18 protein-coding genes are annotated in these 17,031 nt (G+C 35.3%); 6 read left to right on the plus strand and 12 right to left on the minus strand.

All coding sequences use genetic code 11. The annotated features are described in order from the left end of the window. Nucleotides 1–2,120 (minus strand): Spy0128 family protein (locus RU96_RS09370; RefSeq protein ID WP_249024176.1); only part of this gene is annotated, 2,120 nt, incomplete at its 3' end. A 611-nt stretch (nucleotides 2,121–2,731) separates the two neighbouring features. Here RU96_RS09370 and RU96_RS09375 point away from each other — a divergent pair. Next, nucleotides 2,732–3,466, plus strand: a complete 735-nt coding sequence (locus RU96_RS09375) for a LytR/AlgR family response regulator transcription factor (protein WP_071865276.1) — start codon at nucleotides 2,732–2,734, stop codon at nucleotides 3,464–3,466. A 526-nt stretch (nucleotides 3,467–3,992) separates the two neighbouring features. Then, nucleotides 3,993–4,748 carry a sensor histidine kinase gene (locus tag RU96_RS09380; protein ID WP_159429699.1) on the plus strand — a complete coding sequence of 252 codons (756 nt, stop codon included), beginning with the start codon at nucleotides 3,993–3,995 and terminating at the stop codon, nucleotides 4,746–4,748. A 215-nt stretch (nucleotides 4,749–4,963) separates the two neighbouring features. Here RU96_RS09380 and RU96_RS09385 read toward each other — a convergent pair whose 3' ends face one another. Then, entirely contained in the window at nucleotides 4,964–6,256 is a 1,293-nt protein-coding gene (locus RU96_RS09385; protein WP_071865278.1) for an adenylosuccinate synthase, read from the minus strand. Between the two features lie 47 nt (nucleotides 6,257–6,303). Next, nucleotides 6,304–6,789 (minus strand): hypothetical protein, encoded by a 486-nt coding sequence (locus tag RU96_RS09390; RefSeq protein WP_249024177.1) that lies wholly within the window; start codon nucleotides 6,787–6,789, stop codon nucleotides 6,304–6,306. A gap of 383 nt (nucleotides 6,790–7,172) precedes the next feature. On the opposite strand from RU96_RS09390, the gene RU96_RS09395 reads away from it, so the two are divergent. Then, nucleotides 7,173–7,499 carry a PadR family transcriptional regulator gene (locus RU96_RS09395; RefSeq protein WP_016173204.1) on the plus strand — a complete coding sequence of 109 codons (327 nt, stop codon included), beginning with the start codon at nucleotides 7,173–7,175 and terminating at the stop codon, nucleotides 7,497–7,499. A gap of 203 nt (nucleotides 7,500–7,702) precedes the next feature. After that, entirely contained in the window at nucleotides 7,703–8,821 is a 1,119-nt protein-coding gene (locus RU96_RS09400) for a permease prefix domain 1-containing protein (RefSeq protein ID WP_071865279.1), read from the plus strand. Between the two features lie 217 nt (nucleotides 8,822–9,038). Here the strand turns inward: RU96_RS09400 and RU96_RS13065 are convergent, their stop codons facing one another. The 3 genes from RU96_RS13065 to RU96_RS09410 all read right to left on the minus strand — a co-directional run bounded on the left by RU96_RS13065 (nucleotide 9,039) and on the right by RU96_RS09410 (nucleotide 10,933). Next, nucleotides 9,039–9,206 (minus strand): hypothetical protein, encoded by a 168-nt coding sequence (locus tag RU96_RS13065; protein ID WP_169818350.1) that lies wholly within the window; start codon nucleotides 9,204–9,206, stop codon nucleotides 9,039–9,041. Nucleotides 9,207–9,223: 17 nt separating this feature from the next. Beyond that, entirely contained in the window at nucleotides 9,224–10,432 is a 1,209-nt protein-coding gene (locus RU96_RS09405; protein WP_071865280.1) for an MFS transporter, read from the minus strand. A gap of 180 nt (nucleotides 10,433–10,612) precedes the next feature. Continuing rightward, on the minus strand, nucleotides 10,613–10,933 hold the full coding sequence (locus RU96_RS09410; protein ID WP_071865281.1) for a hypothetical protein: 321 nt from the start codon (nucleotides 10,931–10,933) through the stop codon (nucleotides 10,613–10,615). Nucleotides 10,934–11,157: 224 nt separating this feature from the next. Between RU96_RS09410 and RU96_RS09415 the strand changes: the two genes are divergently transcribed. Further along, nucleotides 11,158–11,814 carry a Crp/Fnr family transcriptional regulator gene (locus RU96_RS09415; protein WP_071865282.1) on the plus strand — a complete coding sequence of 219 codons (657 nt, stop codon included), beginning with the start codon at nucleotides 11,158–11,160 and terminating at the stop codon, nucleotides 11,812–11,814. Nucleotides 11,815–12,215: 401 nt separating this feature from the next. Here RU96_RS09415 and RU96_RS09420 read toward each other — a convergent pair whose 3' ends face one another. The 6 genes from RU96_RS09420 to RU96_RS09445 form a co-directional block, all read right to left on the minus strand. Next, nucleotides 12,216–12,623 carry a hypothetical protein gene (locus tag RU96_RS09420; protein WP_071865283.1) on the minus strand — a complete coding sequence of 136 codons (408 nt, stop codon included), beginning with the start codon at nucleotides 12,621–12,623 and terminating at the stop codon, nucleotides 12,216–12,218. Between the two features lie 252 nt (nucleotides 12,624–12,875). Beyond that, a complete protein-coding gene (locus RU96_RS09425) occupies nucleotides 12,876–13,448 on the minus strand; it encodes a helix-turn-helix domain-containing protein (RefSeq protein ID WP_071865284.1) in 573 nt (190 codons plus the stop codon). Between the two features lie 174 nt (nucleotides 13,449–13,622). After that, nucleotides 13,623–13,946, minus strand: coding sequence for a DUF2178 domain-containing protein (locus RU96_RS09430; RefSeq protein WP_071865285.1), 324 nt, complete (start codon nucleotides 13,944–13,946; stop codon nucleotides 13,623–13,625). Next, a complete protein-coding gene (locus RU96_RS09435) occupies nucleotides 13,943–14,149 on the minus strand; it encodes a helix-turn-helix transcriptional regulator (protein ID WP_071865286.1) in 207 nt (68 codons plus the stop codon). Before RU96_RS09435 ends, RU96_RS09430 begins: the two co-directional genes overlap by 4 nt. A 476-nt stretch (nucleotides 14,150–14,625) precedes the next feature. Beyond that, entirely contained in the window at nucleotides 14,626–14,829 is a 204-nt protein-coding gene (locus RU96_RS09440) for a helix-turn-helix domain-containing protein (protein ID WP_071865287.1), read from the minus strand. A gap of 11 nt (nucleotides 14,830–14,840) precedes the next feature. Continuing rightward, on the minus strand, nucleotides 14,841–15,311 hold the full coding sequence (locus tag RU96_RS09445; RefSeq protein ID WP_071865288.1) for a DUF2975 domain-containing protein: 471 nt from the start codon (nucleotides 15,309–15,311) through the stop codon (nucleotides 14,841–14,843). 281 nt (nucleotides 15,312–15,592) lie between these two features. Between RU96_RS09445 and RU96_RS09450 the strand changes: the two genes are divergently transcribed. Continuing rightward, the gene (locus RU96_RS09450; protein ID WP_071865289.1) at nucleotides 15,593–16,978 is read left to right on the plus strand and encodes a M24 family metallopeptidase; all 1,386 of its coding nucleotides are present in this window, start codon (nucleotides 15,593–15,595) and stop codon (nucleotides 16,976–16,978) included. Nucleotides 16,979–17,031: the final 53 nt, after the last annotated feature.

The following is a 17,031-nucleotide window of genomic DNA, read 5'->3' on the forward strand; positions in this document are numbered from 1 at the left end:
TTTGTTTGAAGTAGTTTACCTTCGCTATCGCGTAACTCAAACGTGAATTCCCCATTGTTCAAAGCTCTTCCATTTAGTTTCTTCTGAGCTGTTAAAACAACACTACCAGATTTTGGCGTATACGTATTTTCAAATGTTGTATCGCCTTCATACGTAGTTTTGGCCACTAATTGTCCAGATTCATCACTCACCGTTACTTTGGCTTTTATAACTTTTTTATCATACGTAATTGTGGTGTCGGTACCTTTTACTTCGGTAATGGTGTAATCATACGTGCCCGCTTTTTCATAAGACAATGCATCAAAATAGATATTTCCATCGCTGTCATTTGTTTTTGTTTGAAGCAGTTTGCCTTCGCTATCACGCAACTCAAATTGAAACTCATTGGCTAAAAGATTTCGCCCTGTAAGCCGCTTATCTACGGTAAAACTTGCAGTGGCAATCTTCTTTTGATTCTCCCCGATATATTTCAAGCCTGCACTTTCATCGCCAGTAACCGAAAATTCAAATCCTTTATAATCTAAGCCATCAACATTGTAATCTTTCACTGGTACGGATTGGCCTTGTTCATTTTGGATTGTTAAGGATTTTTGATCATGCGTAGACGATTTCAGCTCTAAAATGACAAAATTTCCAATGCCAATTTGTTCAAACTCTACTATTCCCTCACTATTTGTCTGTTTATTATCAAGAAGAGTGAGCTGATCTCCTGATTTTTTATATAAGCCAAAAGAAACTCCTGGAATTGCTTCTTGCGTTTGTGCATCTCGTTTTTCAAGGCGAACATTGCCTTTTTCTACTGCACCAACAGTACCATTAAAATCTTTATACTCAACAATCGACTCATTACTGTTGACAGAGCTATTACTATATTCGATTCGAGCCGTATTCACAATATCTTGTGAAGCAGTACCTTCTGGAACATTTGTAGAAAATTTGATAATAGGACTCATTACAGGCACGTAATCATTGGCCGCTACACCTAAATCAGAAAAGTAACGATCATAAGCTGTTCTAGTAGTCTCTTTAACAATCTCGGGTACATTTAAACCATCAACTGCTGCATACAAATCACTTTTGGTAAAATTCGCTCGCAATGTACCTGGCAAATCGCCTGCATTAAAATAAAGATAGTCACCGTCATCAGGCGCATTAGCCTCAGCTGTATGATTATCTTTTGGAAAAATACCATAGCAAGGAGCGGGCGTATTTTTTACTTTTTCTTTAAATTCAGATTCCGTTTCACCGTTTTGATATTCTAGCTTTTTGAAATTCTGTGCGCCTAAAAATTCTCCCGAAATAGCATAAGGAGTACCAGGTTGTAGTTGACCTTGATATTCCACAACTAATGGAAAAGCAACCCAAGGAGATAAGCTACGCACAGTCTGTCCTTTTTGTAGTTCATCAATAAACAACACATTCTTTTTTGTCGCAGCTTGGATATCTGTTATTTTTCCTGTTAAAAAATCAAAAAAGTCACTACGATTGACCCCAATTTCCCAATTAACACGGTTCACATCGTTATTATTTTGCCAACCCCATTTTTCCATATTCCCAGAAGGACGGATGATACCGATTTGATTTCCTCCACCACCTTCTGTAACAGGAATTTCGATTGGACTACTACCGTCAGCTATTTCAATAACAACAGTATCATTTGAAGTAATTCCGCCACCTGCAAAAAATTTTCCATTTTTCAAAGATGCTTTCGATTCAATTTCTTCATTGAATGTGCATTTTATCAAATATTGCCCCTCTGCTTCTTTGATAACTCCCCAACGCCCAATTTCAGTATTCGAACCTTCCAGTTTTAAAGAATAACTGTTTTCCATAGTGGTCTGTATGTCTACCCCACTGATTTTCACTGGTATATAAATGAAATCACCAGCCTTTATTCCCGTAGTATCTGAAATGTTCCAATACACTTCAAGTTGAAATTTATCTCCTTTTTTTACCTCTGTTGCTGATTCATATTCTTTGTCATTAATGAGGATCTTTTTTGAAGTAACGTTAAGCTTTTCAGATACGTCTTGCCCTGCCGCTAAAGCATTCATTGGAAATAAAAACTGAATGAGCAATACACCAATCATGAAAAGACTCATACATCTTTTTTTTGCCATCATTCTATCCCCTTTTCATTTCTAAAATAGTGCATTTTTAATCTCTGATTTTCATAATTGTGTGAAAGTATTAATTGTTCTTATATGAATTAGTCAGACATTCCTCTACTCCTACTTGATATCAAATTCTCGCCAAAGAAAAACTCCCATTTCCAATGTCAATCAGCTTTTTTACCCTCTCCCACTTTAAAATCTCCTCCTTATCTTTTATCGTTGCGTAGTAGATACTGCTACTTTTTACTTTCACTCTGATTGTTTGTTCATGTAAGGCAAAAAGTATCATTTTCCTGATTGAATCGTAACAAAAAAGTGAAATTGAAAACTTAGTTTGAAATCGCTTTCAGATAGTTTTGAGGAGCAATTTTAACTACTCTTAAAACATCACGTTTAATTCAACTTTTTTTCTGTCCTACAAAAATCACTTCTAATGAATCACGTGAATAATAACGGATGTTTTTTCAGCTAAAACATTAAAAATTCTGATATACCTTTCATTATTCTTCAAATAGAATTAAAATATATTTGATATTTGATAATAAAATAAGATTATAGCTATTAAAAAAACCTGAATCATACTGACTCAGGTTCTACTACTCATTGAGGTGATAATAATGCGCGTTTTCATTATTGATGATCATTTCATCATCCGTCAAAAAGTTGCAAATATTATAACGGCATATTCTTCCTCTGATTTTGTAATTGTCGATGTAAAAAATGAAATCCGTTTTTATAAAGAGCTCGACTGCCTCACAATTTTATCTGATGATTTATTCATTATAGATATTAATTTAAATACTTTTTTTACTGGTATTGATTTGGCAGAAAAAATTCGTCAGCGTAATGAATCATGTTCCATCGTGTTTTTAACTATTTATGAAGATAAAGCCGTTACTGTTATTAACCGACAAATTAATGCAGCAGGCTATATCTTAAAAGACCAACCACAACAAGAGATTGAGCAAAAACTCTACTTGTTACTGGACAATCTTTGTAATGATAATAGTGCTATTAAAGAGACAAAGCTAGCTTTCAGCTGCGGCAGTCACACGTTATTTGTTCCTACTGCACAGATTATGTTCATTTCTATTCTTCCTGGCAGTCGCAGTACCTTGCTTGTTCAAACTACAGAGGAACAAGTACTAATTAAAGAACGCTTAAAAGTAATCAAAGCCAAGGTAGTTGGCACCTCTATGATTTGTGATTTAAAATCATTTATTATTAACCCAGATTATGTGAAAAGCGTTTTTACGACAGAAGGATTGATACAATTCACGGATTGGAGCACTTTAGATGTGGGAAAAATTGGCGCCAAGAAAATATTGAAACACTTGAAAGAAGGTGTTTGAGATTAGCATTGCTGAAACCGTCTCACTTTTTTCATTGAATTACATCATCATTTTGTGGTCCATTTTATATGGAAATTTACTTTCAAAAAGAAATACTGTCTTCTTAACGTTATTTCTTTTTATAACTTTTGTGATAGGCATGTTATTTCAAGATAATTTTATCTTTATTAACATCTTACTTTTTTTCATAATCCAATTTTTTATGACAGCAACCTTCATCAAAGACTTTTCTCTCAGTGCCATCTTTTCTATTTTAGCATTTGGGCTGGTTGCCACAACCTGGTTTGTGACAAATTTTGTTCCGCAATATTTTGACTTATTATATTTTCTTGCAAATGAACAGCGTATTAGTTTACTTATCATCACCCAAGCCATTTTACTATTAATCATTACAAATCTTTTGCGTAATATTAGTGATAAACACCACTTTTGGCAGATGCTCAATTATCAGAGTACGGTCAATTTTAAAAAAGGGATTTTTTTATTTGCGATCTTTTTTTGCTTAGTTATTTTAGAGTATCATCTTATGTTGAAAGGGGCATTTTTCCCTAATCTTTTCATGATTGTCGTTCTTTTCTTAGTCATATTTTTATTATTTTATGCTCTAACAATGAAAAATATCAGCTATCAAAGAAAAGTTGCTGTTGAAAATCTCGAATTAACCTTACAAGAAGAGCAAACTTATTATGAAAAAGCGCGGGAATATCGTCACGACTTACGTTCCATCCTCGTTTCGTTACAGGCTTACCTTGATACTGACAATCTTTGTGGTGCTAAACAATTTTTAACAGATGTTTTACAAGATAGCGCACAGTATTTTGATAACTATCATTTTTTGCAATTAACAACGGTCAGTAATCCTGCAGTCAAAGGACTATTATTAGACTTTATCGCACGTTGTAAGGAAAAAAATATTCCCGTGACACTTGAAATTAATGATGCCGGCCAAGCTATTCCCATTCCATTGATTGATTTTTTAAGATGCCTTTCAATTGTCATGAACAATGCTTTAGAGAGTACCCAGTCTTTGTCTAAACCAGGCAAGATTCAACTTTCTTATTATACTGATACAAAAGATATTCGCTTTTTAGTAAAAAATAGTGTTATCAAAAAGCCTGATATTACCCAAATATTAAAAAAAGGCAGCACTTCAAAAGTTGATCATGAAGGATTAGGACTGCCATTTATTCAAAAAATGAGTAAAAAATATTCTTGTTTTGATTTTTTCATTTCTAGTACTGATTCAGAGTTTTCTGTTTTGTTGCATTTTATGTTGCACTAAGCTACAAAATTAAATTCGTTTTACTCAAATAAGCTAAAAAAGGTTATGGTAGAGCAGTTAGTTTCAAGTAATAAGATGTAATTTTAAGAAAATTACTGTTCAAGTTTTGACGAAATTCCGTCTTATTTAAAAAGAAATTGCTTCTGTCACAACCTTTATCCGCAAAAAAGGAGATGCGACAAAAATTTGTCGCATCTCCTTTCTTTTAGCTTAAATTAAATTTGAGCCCAAACACTTTCTAAAATATTGGTTTGGTTGCGGTCTGGCCCGACAGAGAATGTTGAAATGCGGACGCCGACTAGTTCTGAAATGCGACGCACATAATTACGCGCATTTTCTGGTAATTCACTTAAGTCTTTACAATTTGTAATATCTTCAGACCAGCCTGGTAACTCTTCATAGACCGGTTTGCAACGGTTCAATTCTTTTAAGCTGGCTGGATAATGGTAAATTAATTCGCCATCTAATTCGTAAGCAGTACAAATTTTAACTGTTTCAAGTCCACTCAATACGTCAATAGAGTTTAAGGATAAATTGGTGATCCCTGAAACGCGTTTGCTGTGACGCATCACCACAGAATCAAACCAACCAACACGTCTTGGACGTCCTGTTGTCGTACCGTATTCACGACCGATTTTGCGAATTTGTTCGCCTGTTTCATCAAATAACTCAGTTGGGAATGGGCCATCGCCGACACGAGAAGTGTAAGCTTTACATACGCCGACTACTTTATTAATTTTAGATGGGCCAACCCCTGAACCGATGGTAACACCACCGGCAACTGGATTAGATGAGGTTACAAAAGGATAAGTTCCTTGGTCGATATCTAACATAACCCCTTGCGCACCTTCAAATAATACGCGTTTGCCCGCATCTAAAGCGTCATTTAAAATAACAGAAGTATCCGTTACATATTTTTTAATTTCTTGACCATATTGGTAATATTCTTCAAAAATATCATCAAAATTCATGGCGTCGCTGTCAAACATTTTCGTAAATTGACGGTTTTTGTCTTCTAAATTAATCCGTAAACGTTCTGCAAAAATTTCTTTATCTAGTAAGTCGGCAATACGAATCCCCACTCGGGCTGCTTTGTCCATATAAGCTGGGCCAATACCTTTAATCGTGGTACCGATTTTATTATCGCCTTTTGCATCTTCTTGTAATTGGTCTAATTTAATATGATAAGGCAAAATCACATGGGCACGATCAGAAATACGTAAGTTATCCGTTGCTACTCCATGTTCTTTTAAATAAGCTAGTTCTTGCACCAATGATTTCGGGTTCACGACGACGCCGTTTCCGATGACACTGATTTTTTCCCGATAAAAAATACCTGAGGGAATTAAATGTAATTTATAAGTCACACCATCAAATTTAATAGTATGTCCTGCATTATCGCCACCTTGATAACGGGCAATAACTTCTGCATTTTCACTTAAAAAGTCAGTGATCTTTCCTTTTCCTTCGTCGCCCCATTGTGTTCCCACAACTACTACTGATGACATACGAACACCTCATTTTCTTTTATTCAATCCTGAACTATTGTATCAGGTTAACTGGAATTATTCAACTTATTCTCGAATAATGATTTTAATTTTTTCTTCAAATTAACCAAAACACGAACATTAAAAAGAGCCTTCGCCATTTCTAGTATTTTACTTCCAAATTCACTTCTCACCTTTTCAATTTGCTTTATGCGACACAAAAGCATTAAACCCAGCTGACGAACTTTTGCTAAATAGTGCCTTTTTAATAGCAGCCACTGATGCAAGCTAAAAAAATGCTTCAAATCAATAAAAAAGCGTAATTGCCATAAACTCCATTCTTCTTTTTGATAAATCTGCGTTAATTCTGCTTGAAAACAAGCACTTGGAAATTCAGCTGACGAGCTTAAGCATGCTCTTAATTGAAAACATTTCAATAGTTGTAAATAAATCGTTTCGTCAAAACGTTGATCTTGATAATAGTTTTTCATGCGTTTGGTTAGTGTTTTAGCCGTTAAGCCAAAAACTTGTTTTGCATTAAATGGAATATACATCGCTTTTTGCTCCTTTTTTTATTGACCTGTATTTCCTCGTTTAGTGTGGTATTGTTACGCTTTTTTTGCGTAATAAATATTACGCAAAAAAGCGCACCGATGATTTTATCTATCTTTCACAAAACGCTGACCTGATTTTTTAATCCTCACCTTAACAACGAAAAAAGCAGCAGTTGTGTCAAAAAACGCTATAAAAGAGGACAACTTTTTAATATCAAAATAAAATTAGCCAAAATTATTCCGCCAATTTATTCAAATTTCTTTCGTAAAAAATCAGCCTTGCGACTGATTTTTACTAAAATACTGCTTTTTACTTCATCTGTCGTAGTAAACATGCTATTATTATTACGACAGATGAAGTAATTTTAAAAGGTGGTGACACAATGATTTCAAGCGATGGCATTCGCGGTTATAATGACGCGATTATTTTAACAATTTTGGCTGAAGGAGATTCTTATGGCTATGCGATTTCAAAAGAAATTAAGGCCCGCACCGATGAAATTTATGTCATCAAAGAAACGACGCTCTATTCCGCTTTTACCCGTTTGGAAAAACAAGGTCTCATTACCGCTTATCCCGGGGAAGTGACCCATGGCAAAAAGCGCACCTATTACGCGATTACCGCTGCCGGAAAAACGGCTTTAGCCGAAAAAATTGCCGAATGGAGTCAGACAAAAAAAGTAGTCGATCGCTTTTTAATTGGTTCATAACAAAGCACTGCCTAATTTTTAACACGTCTGAAAATATATTGTCACAAAACGACTTCAATTTGAGCTGGAAAATAAAAGGTCACCTGACTTCACATCAGATAAACTCCTTAAAATACAGCTATAACTTGAAATATGTACCTTGTTGTTAGACTGACAAAAATTTTTCAATCCAACTAACAACAATCAAACAAGGAGGAAGAAAAATGAAAATTATCGTGGAATATTTAGATAGTTTGTTTTTAAATGTCCCCGTCACGCCGGAAACAAAAAAAGCAAAAGAAGATTTACTGGCATTGATGGAAGATCATTATAACGAATTAATTGCTGAAGGAAAAAATGAACATGAAGCAATCGGGGCGGTAATTACCGAATTTGGTTCAATCGATGAATTACTTGATGAGTTAGGCGTACAGCGGGAAATGCCACAAGCTACTTCAGAGAAAAAGATAGCCCCAGAACATGAACAACCCCAAACTAGTTTAGATGAAGATTTCAATTTTGATGAAGAAGATTTTTCAAAAGCAGCTTGGCGGGCCAACCACGAAAATTCCGACCAACAAGATTGGGACACTTCAGATTATGCCAAAGAAGATTACGCCAAAAATTATGCCGAGCCAATTACCCTAGACGAAGCTGAAGATTACTGGCGCATGATTCGCCAGTTTGCCCTTTTCATTGCCAGCGGGGTCTTATTGTGTGTCGTAGCGCTTGCTTCACTAATTTTGTTAGCTAATAGAGGTGTAGAAGGTATAGGGTTAGCAAGTTTCTTCTTATTAGTGGCAGTAGCAGTCGGGATGTTTATCTCTGCTGGGATGAAATTTACGCGTACTCATAAAGCATTAGATGATCGACCGATTAAAGAAGAAGTCCGTGCCACCGGTAAAATGTACGCTCAACAATATCATCGTAGTTTTAGTTTGTCACTTGTAGTTGGAATTTTTCTTTGTATTGTCTCGTTTATGCCGATTTTCATTTTTCAATATGCCGAATATTTTGGCGTTGCCTTGTTTTTGATTATCGCCGGCTTAGGTGCTTTTCTAATTATTTATGGCAGTATCGTGCAAACTTATTACAAACGCTTTGATAAAGGTTCGATTTTCATTTCCGATGAAGGAGAACCTGGGCCAAATGCTCGCCAACATCTGTATGGCAAAAATGCGCCCATTGTCGGAATGTTTTCAACCATTTACTGGCCGGTTGTCGTTGTGATTTATTTTATTTGGTCCTTTGTGTTTCATGGTTGGGGGTATTCTTGGTTAATTTTTGTTATCGCTGGAATTTTTCAAGACAGCATTTTAAAATATTTCAAAAATAAACGGTAATGTTGCCTCCTTCTAAATTAAATTCTGCATGAAAAAACAAAATTATGTGAAATTACTTTTTATTTTATTTGATTGTTTCATAGCGGTACAATGAAACTTACTTCTGACAAACAAAAACAGTTACAGGTGCGCCGACCTCATTGCTAAAAGAGGTAATTTAGGCTAACACTTGTAACTGTTTTTTATTTTTAGTTACCTTTTTTTGAAAAATGGGCAACTACATGACGTTATTGTTTTGAATCACTTCTTGAATGGCGCAAAGATATTTTTCAGTGCTTTTTACGTGGGCAGCTTCATGCGCTTTGATTTCAGCCAAACGTTGATCGGTTTCTTCTAATTTCACCAATACTTGTTGTAATAACACTGTGATTTGCTCATTATTCATTTTTTAACCCCCAGATTCTAATCTTCCACCGGTAATTCTTCTTTTAGTGTGTCGGTAGTTTTGACCCGATAAAAAATGCCATATAAAATTGCACAAACAACCGGTAAAAAACCTGCCACTAAATAAATGCCTTGGAAAGATAACATGCTGCGTAATTCTCCTAAAATAAATGGTCCAATCCCAAGTCCTAAGTCAAGACCGATAAAATAAGTCGATAGCGCAATCCCAATGCGGTGGTCTTCACTGACTTTTAAACAAATGGCTTGGCCATTTGACATGAAAGTCCCATAGCCTAAACCAATTAAAGCCCCCGCTACTAGTAACATCCAGCTGGCATTGGTGATACTTAAAAGAAATAAACCGCCAGTTAAAAATAAATAACTTGGATACATTACGTAGTTTTCCCCACGTAAGTCAAAAATGCGTCCTGACATTGGCCGCGTGAAAGTAATAATAAGAGCGTAAACCACAAAGAATAGTGAACTAGCACTTACTAAATGAATTTCTTTGGCATAAGAAGATAAAAAAGCCAAGACACTTGAATAAGCTAACCCCATTAAAAAGCCAATAAATGAAATAAAGGCAACTTTCTTTTCCACAAAACTATCAAAAGTCCATTTGGATAATTGTGCGCGATGTTCTGGCGTTAAGACAATATTTTTGACCGGGAAGAAAAAACAAGCAATCGTTGTTAATAAAATTAAAACGATGGAGAAAATAATAATGAAATAGAAATTGGTGGTATTTAAAAGTACCATCCCGATTAACGGACCAATCGCAGCCGCTAAACTAGTTGATAACCCATAATAATTAATACCCTCTCCGTATTTTGATTTGGGAATATAGGCGGTCACAATTGCGTTAGTCGCAGTTGAAACCGTTCCATAAGCAAAACCGTTTAACAAGCGAATCAGATACATCATGCCAATAGTCGGCATGTAAAGATAGGCAATCATCGTGACCAAATAAAATAATGCACCGTAACGCAGTACCGCTTTACGGCCCCATAGTTCAAGGGTTTTCCCAATAATTAAACGGGCTAATAATGTTCCTAAGATATAAATGCCTGTCGCTAATCCCGCTTGTCCTAACGTCGCATGGAGATTATCTTGGGCGATGACGGCCATAATTACCACTAACAAATAATAAACCAAATAAACAATAAAATTAATGAGGGTGATACTGATAAAGCCCTTATTGAATAATTTTTCTTCCTTGTGTTCCAACGAATTTCCTCCTAGAATTTTACAGTCAGCTCTTCAAAAATAGAAAGTGACTGCTTAAATGTTTTGGTGGCGTAGTTTTAGTTGCCTACTTCCACCCTACGTGAAAAAAATCTAATTCCTTTGGTTATTAAAAAACAATCTTCCTGTTTATAATTGCTTTAAAACTAATTACGTAATGCGTTAAGCAAAAGATTCGGCTAAATTAGAGGTAAAGGCCACTTCTACTTGGTTGCCACTACGCAAATGTTCTAATTTTGCTTCTACTTCGCGGTAATTTGAAGGGTAGCGATCGACTAAAAGACTAATAAATAAATCCCGCACCGCCATAAACTCTTGCATAAAAGCAGTAAATTCTTGGCTTTCTTCTTTACTTACTTCCAGCTTCCAAAATAAAGCATCTTGATAGGCATCATTTAAGAAAATTAACGCCTGATCTTTTTCAAACCGTGCTTGATACGCTGCATCCAAACGTTCAAAAATCATTTCTTGCCATTCTTTCATGAAAATTTCCTTCTTTCTTTTCCTTGTGGGACTTAGTATAGCCAGCAACAGCAAAGAAAAAATGCGATTTTGTGATAAAAAAAAGTTTAAAATAAAATATAAAAACAAAAAACATTAACATTTGTTATTGTTTTTCCTACTTTTATCAGTTTAAATAAAGCTAACTATGTTTTCTGAAAAAAAATGAAAAATTGCACAAAAGAGGGTAAGGAGCGTTTGCTTAGATGGATAATCGCGTGTTGGAGGAGTATTTGCAAGCTCATGATTTTCCGGTAGTGGTTAAGGAAAAGAAAAAATATTTAACTTATGAAGGATTACAAGATTCAAATGTCTACATTTTAAAAAGTGGCACAATTAAAACCAGCGTCATCTCCCGTGATGGCCGAGAGTTTAATCTGCGCTACATCAATAGTTTAGAAATTGTCTCATTATTAAAAGATGAATATTCCCAATTTATTGATGCTCCTTTTAACATTCGCGTTGAATCCTGCAAAGCAGAACTTTATCAAATTGATCGAGTCCAATTTTGGAAAGACATCAACCAAAATCTAGACTTGCAGCTTTTTGTCAAAGATTATTACCGAGTGCGGCTGCTTCACTCCATGAAACGCATGCAGCAAATGTTAATGAACGGCAAATTTGGTGCTGTTTGTACGCAAATATATGAACTATACGATACTTTTGGTGTCAAAACGTCAGATGGCTTACTGATCGATTTTGTCGTCACCAACGAAGAAATTGCTCACTTTTGTGGTATTGCTTCAGCTAGTAGCGTCAATCGCATGATGCAGCAGCTAAAAGATATGGGAGCAATCACTATTAAAAAACGCAAAATTCTTATTTTAGATCTTGAAATTATTAAAGATAATATTATTTTTTAGCTAAGCGCAAATTTTTTCAAGCAAATACTAAAAGATGTTGTGACAGAAGCGACTAGCATCACGAAATAAGACGGAATTTCTGAAAATTGTTTTTCAAATTTTAGGAAATTCCGTCTTATTTAAGAAGAAGCTGCTTTGAAGTGCGCCCCAAAAGTTAGATTTTCTGGTCTAACTTAGAGGGCGCACTTCACTTTTGTCACACCGTTTATTTAAAAAAAGAAGATGTAACAAGACTTTTGTCACATCCTCTGAGATATATTCGAACTTTCTTTCACTTCTCACTATAATCCAAAAATGAAAATAGAGGGAAGAATCAGTCGTCACTGACTCTTCCCTCTAATCTTAGTATGTTTATTTTGCCCTATTTTAATTCATGTTTTAAAACGGACAATTGCTATCTCTTAACGATCTTTTTCCAATTCTTTTGCGATTGCTTTTGTTGTCTCCTTTTTAGGTTCTGCGTTTTCAGCTACCCGCAAAGCTTCCAAGTGTTCCAATTTCACATGTAATTCTGCAATTCTATCCGTCAATTCTTGGTGCATATCTTCATGACGGCGCTGCATTTTATCCATCCGCGAACGGACCACCACACCATTTCCCGCTGCAATGGAAGCTCCTAAGGCACTTAACACATTCGTATAATTGCCCAAAATCAGTTGTACATTGTTATCTGGTGATAAAGTGTGAATTGCTGGTACTATCTTTGTAATAAAGGCAAAAATAACCAGATAAAAAAACAAGAATAAATAGATGAAGATTGAAATTTTACTCGCTAGTAGCGCCGGAATTTTTTGCAATATTTTTTCCATTAGACTCTCCTTTACCGTCATTCAAGCAAACGTCGCCATATCCATATGAAGTAGCCCTATATAAGTCGCTACCAAGACCGCTTATGAAAAACTCTTTAATCTATGGTTCTAACTGCAACTAGTTTATAGAAATAAATTAAAATTATCCCAAACAACGGAGAGTTCAAAACAACCGCATATTGTGAACTCGCTTTTTCTAATCATCACCAATATGTGACAAACTTCATCGGTAGTTTCGTATAAAATTTCCTATCAAACTAATAACGTATAGAACCACAAGCCTACTAATCCGATAAAAATTAATAGCCAAACAGCTTTTCCAAGAAGTAAATTGGGATTAATAGATAACCCAATCCCGTAAACTTTGGGTACCCAGATAGAATTCGTTTCATTTTCAGGCTGGCTATAAATAGCTTTATATAGGAAATAACTCATTATTTCTAACGGTATACATGCTGTCAGAATAGCTAATCCCACCCATTTTTCATTTGCTTGGCCAAATAAGGTTCCCCCAATAATAGCTAATCCCATAATAAGAATCGACAAAGCGGCAACAAATCTCCCTAATTTTTTAATTTCTTTCTTTTGGGAAATTTGTTCATAGTCCTGCTCAACCTTTTTCACGTACTGCTCATCTCCTTTTAATAAGTAGTCGAGAGAGAGCTCGAATTGGTCGCTAATTTTTATGAGCGTAGGAATGTCAGGAAAATTTTTCCCATTTTCCCAATTGGAAATTGTTTGTCGTGTCACAAACAATTTGTTAGCAACTTCTTGCTGTGTCCATCCCAATTCATTTCGTCTTTTTTTAAAAATATCACTGAACACACGTATCCCTCCCTAGCTATTACTATAAAGACATTTCTGGTGAGAAAGCTAGCAAAACTCCCTTGCAGTGCTCCGCAAAGGTACCTTGCATCCTTATTATATCAACATTTTTAATTCTATTTTAAAAAAACAGCATGCAATAAAAAATTGCCCAATGCTGTTTTTTGTACGAGGTTAAAGCGTTTTGTCATAGTATCTTAAACTGAAATATTCTACTGGATACTTAAGCATCATTAAATATAAGGCGTAATTGAAGGCATGCTCTAACGTAATCGTTTGTGTAGAAGTTCCAAACAAAATAAAGTAAATTGCACCGCAAGAAACAATAGTAGCGATTAAATCATAAAACTTTAGCAAAATATCAGCTGACTTTATTCGGACTAGTTGCCAACGTTCATCATTTTTATAGAGCTCAACCATTTTTGATTTGTAGCGAGTATTTAGATACATGAAAATAATAATTATAATACATAAAAGAAGAATTATTGTTTGTCTCATTGATGATTATCCTCCACTTGAAACACCTCATTAATGTCTACATCAAAAGCTTGAGCAATATGAAAAGCTAGTTCTAATGACGGTGTATATTTGTATTTTTCAATCGATATTACTGCTTGCCTAGAGATACCTACTCTCTCAGCCAAATCTACTTGTGTCCAATTCCTTTCGGCGCGAAGAACTTTAATTCTATTTTTAATCATAGATAACCTCCAGCAAAATGTAACTAACTCATTACATTTAAAATTGTAACCAAGTGATTACATTTTGTCAATAAGCTAATACAAAAGAAGAACTGATTTTCGTCAATTCTTTTAAAAAGTAACGATTATTTTTTTGTGATACTGCCCACTCACTTCGTTTATAGAAGCAATATTTCTCGATTGACTCGCTTGGTAGAATTTGAAATCTACCAGAGAACAGTCCGTCTACTTTTAGTAGATGTGCATTGTGGTTAATAAAAATCTAATTTTCGCCATTGATGGATGTGTGAATCTTTCCACCTACAATTAGACTTACTTATCCATCTTCAATTTTCACATTGTTTTTATCCCTATGTACTTAAAACAGATGTTGCTCTATCACTTTTAAAATTTTCAGTTGCAAAAATGAAAACATGAACAACAACTTGAACTAAAAAAGCAGCATCTCCGCAATTTTTGCCGACATGCTGCTTTTTTTACTTTTCATAAATTAATAAATCTCCTGGCTGACACTCTAACACTTCACAAATTTTTTCTAAAGTTGAAAAACGAATGGCCTTAGCTTTACCGTTTTTCAAAATAGAAATATTTGCCATGGTAATGCCGACTTTTTCAGCAAGTTCTGTCACACTCATTTTACGCTTTGCTAGCATAACATCTAGATTCACTACAATTCCCACCTAATAGCCTCCTATACCGTCAAATCTTGTTCTTTTTGTAAAATTACCGCTTGTTTAAATAATGCTTCAACAATTTGGGCAAAAATGAATAACGCAAAAGGCAGCAACACTGCGATCAAACCTAATACCATTAAGCCTGGTGCATCTTCTATTTGCGCACCCTCATAAACAAAGGGCAAAATGCCACAAAACGAGCAAGCCATCCCTAAAATAAACTGACGCATTCTTTGAACAATAGGTAAAATCTTAGTGGAAAAAGCTTGGTTATCTCCAATTAACTGGACGGCTTGATAGAGTTTCCACAACGCTGCTAACGCAAACAGCGCGGTTGCCAAAATGGCCACAACAAAAATGATTAAAGAATTATTCCAATGCGGATTTTCTGCCATAAAAATTTGTGTTCCCACTAAAAAAACTAAAAATAAAATACTTACAACAAATAATAAAATAACGCCTTTAAAGAAATTCGTCTTAACTTTCATCTCGTTCACCTCAATAATTGATGTTCTGATTATAAGCACCGCTTGTATTGAATGTCAATATTTTTTTATCGAAAAACGATAAATCAATAACCCTATTTTTGGAGCTAAAAGAAAACTTAGAAACTATTTCCTCCACTTTATTTCCAGTCCCAATAAGAATCTAGCTGTGAAATAAAACTACTTGCAATATTTTTATTCAAAAAAAGGCCACAACGCTTATGCTATACTAAATTGATCCAAGTAATGAATAAATTTAGTGTTCAAAAGAAAAGAGGTCTTCCATGACAAAAATTAAATTAAAAAAAGTAACGCCTCCTAAAAGAGACAACGAGGCAAAAATTTATCAGTTGACCGACGAAACAATGCTAGGTCGTAAAGAAAAAGTCTTAGCCCAAATGCGGGCAGAAAAACTCGATAGCCTGATTATTTATTGCGATTTAGAGCACGGTGGAAACTTTGCTTACTTAACCGGTTTTGTGACACGTTTTGAAGAAAGCTTACTCATTTTACACCAAGATGGTACCGCTTTTTTTGTGGCGGGCAATGAGAATTTAAAACTAAATCAACACAGCCGTATCTCAGCAACATTGCTGCATTATCCTCAATTTTCTTTACCTGATCAGCCAATGGCAGGTGAAAAAACATTGACAACTGTTTTACAGGAGGCAAAAATTTCTGATTCAAAAGCAAGCATTGGTATTGTTGGCTGGAAAATGTTTACCACCACCAATGAAAATAATCGCCAAATTTTTGATGTTCCTCACTTTATCGTCACAGCCGTCAAAAAAGCTGCTCCTAACAGTAAGATTGAAAACCGCAGTGACCTTTTCATTGATCCTCAAAAAGGCGTACGAGCAATAAATAACGCTAACGAAATTGCCTATTATGAATTTGGCTCAAGTTTAGCTTCTGACTGCGTTTTAAATGCTCTGGATGCTGTTGCGATTGACAAAACTGAAATGGAAATCGGTACTCATTTGACCCGTTACGGGCAAACACCAAATGTTATGCCCATCGCAGCTACCGGCGAGCGTTTTTCTCACGCCTTTATTTCGCCGACTGATAAAAAAATACAATTGGGCGATAAGATGTCACTAACAACCGGCTTTAAAGGTGGATTAGCAAGTCGCAGTGGCTATGCTGTTCATAATGAGAACCAATTACCCCAAGATCAGACTGATTATTTAGAAAAAATTGCCAAACCTTACTTTAATGCGGTGACAACTTGGCTCGAAAAAATCGAACTTGGCATGACCGGTGGGCAATTATATCAGATGATTGAAGCCGTTTTGCCTAAAGAAACTTACCATTGGCACTTAAACCCTGGACACTTAACTGCAGACGAAGAGTGGTTATCATCTCCTGTCAAAGAAAATTCACCGCATCCGCTAACCTCTGGTATGCTCTTGCAAATTGATATTATTCCATCTGTTTCAGGTTATGCCGGTGCTAGTTGTGAAAATGGGATTGCCTTAGCCGACAGCAAATTGCGCCAAGAATTAGCGGCAAATTATCCAACTGTCTGGCAACGCATCAAAGCTCGTCAAGAATACATTCGCCAAGAACTTAACATTGCCTTGCCTGATCACGTATTACCATTATCTAGTGGCGTGGCCTTTTATACGCCATTTTTCTTAGTCAAAGATCTGGCTTTTGTAAAAGAATAAGAAATATTCTTTATAACCAAAAATAACTCGCTCAAAATTAGCCAACTAAGCTG

Origin of the sequence: Enterococcus canintestini (assembly GCF_001885735.1) — a bacterium.
GTDB classification, from domain to species: domain Bacteria; phylum Bacillota; class Bacilli; order Lactobacillales; family Enterococcaceae; genus Enterococcus_C; species Enterococcus_C canintestini.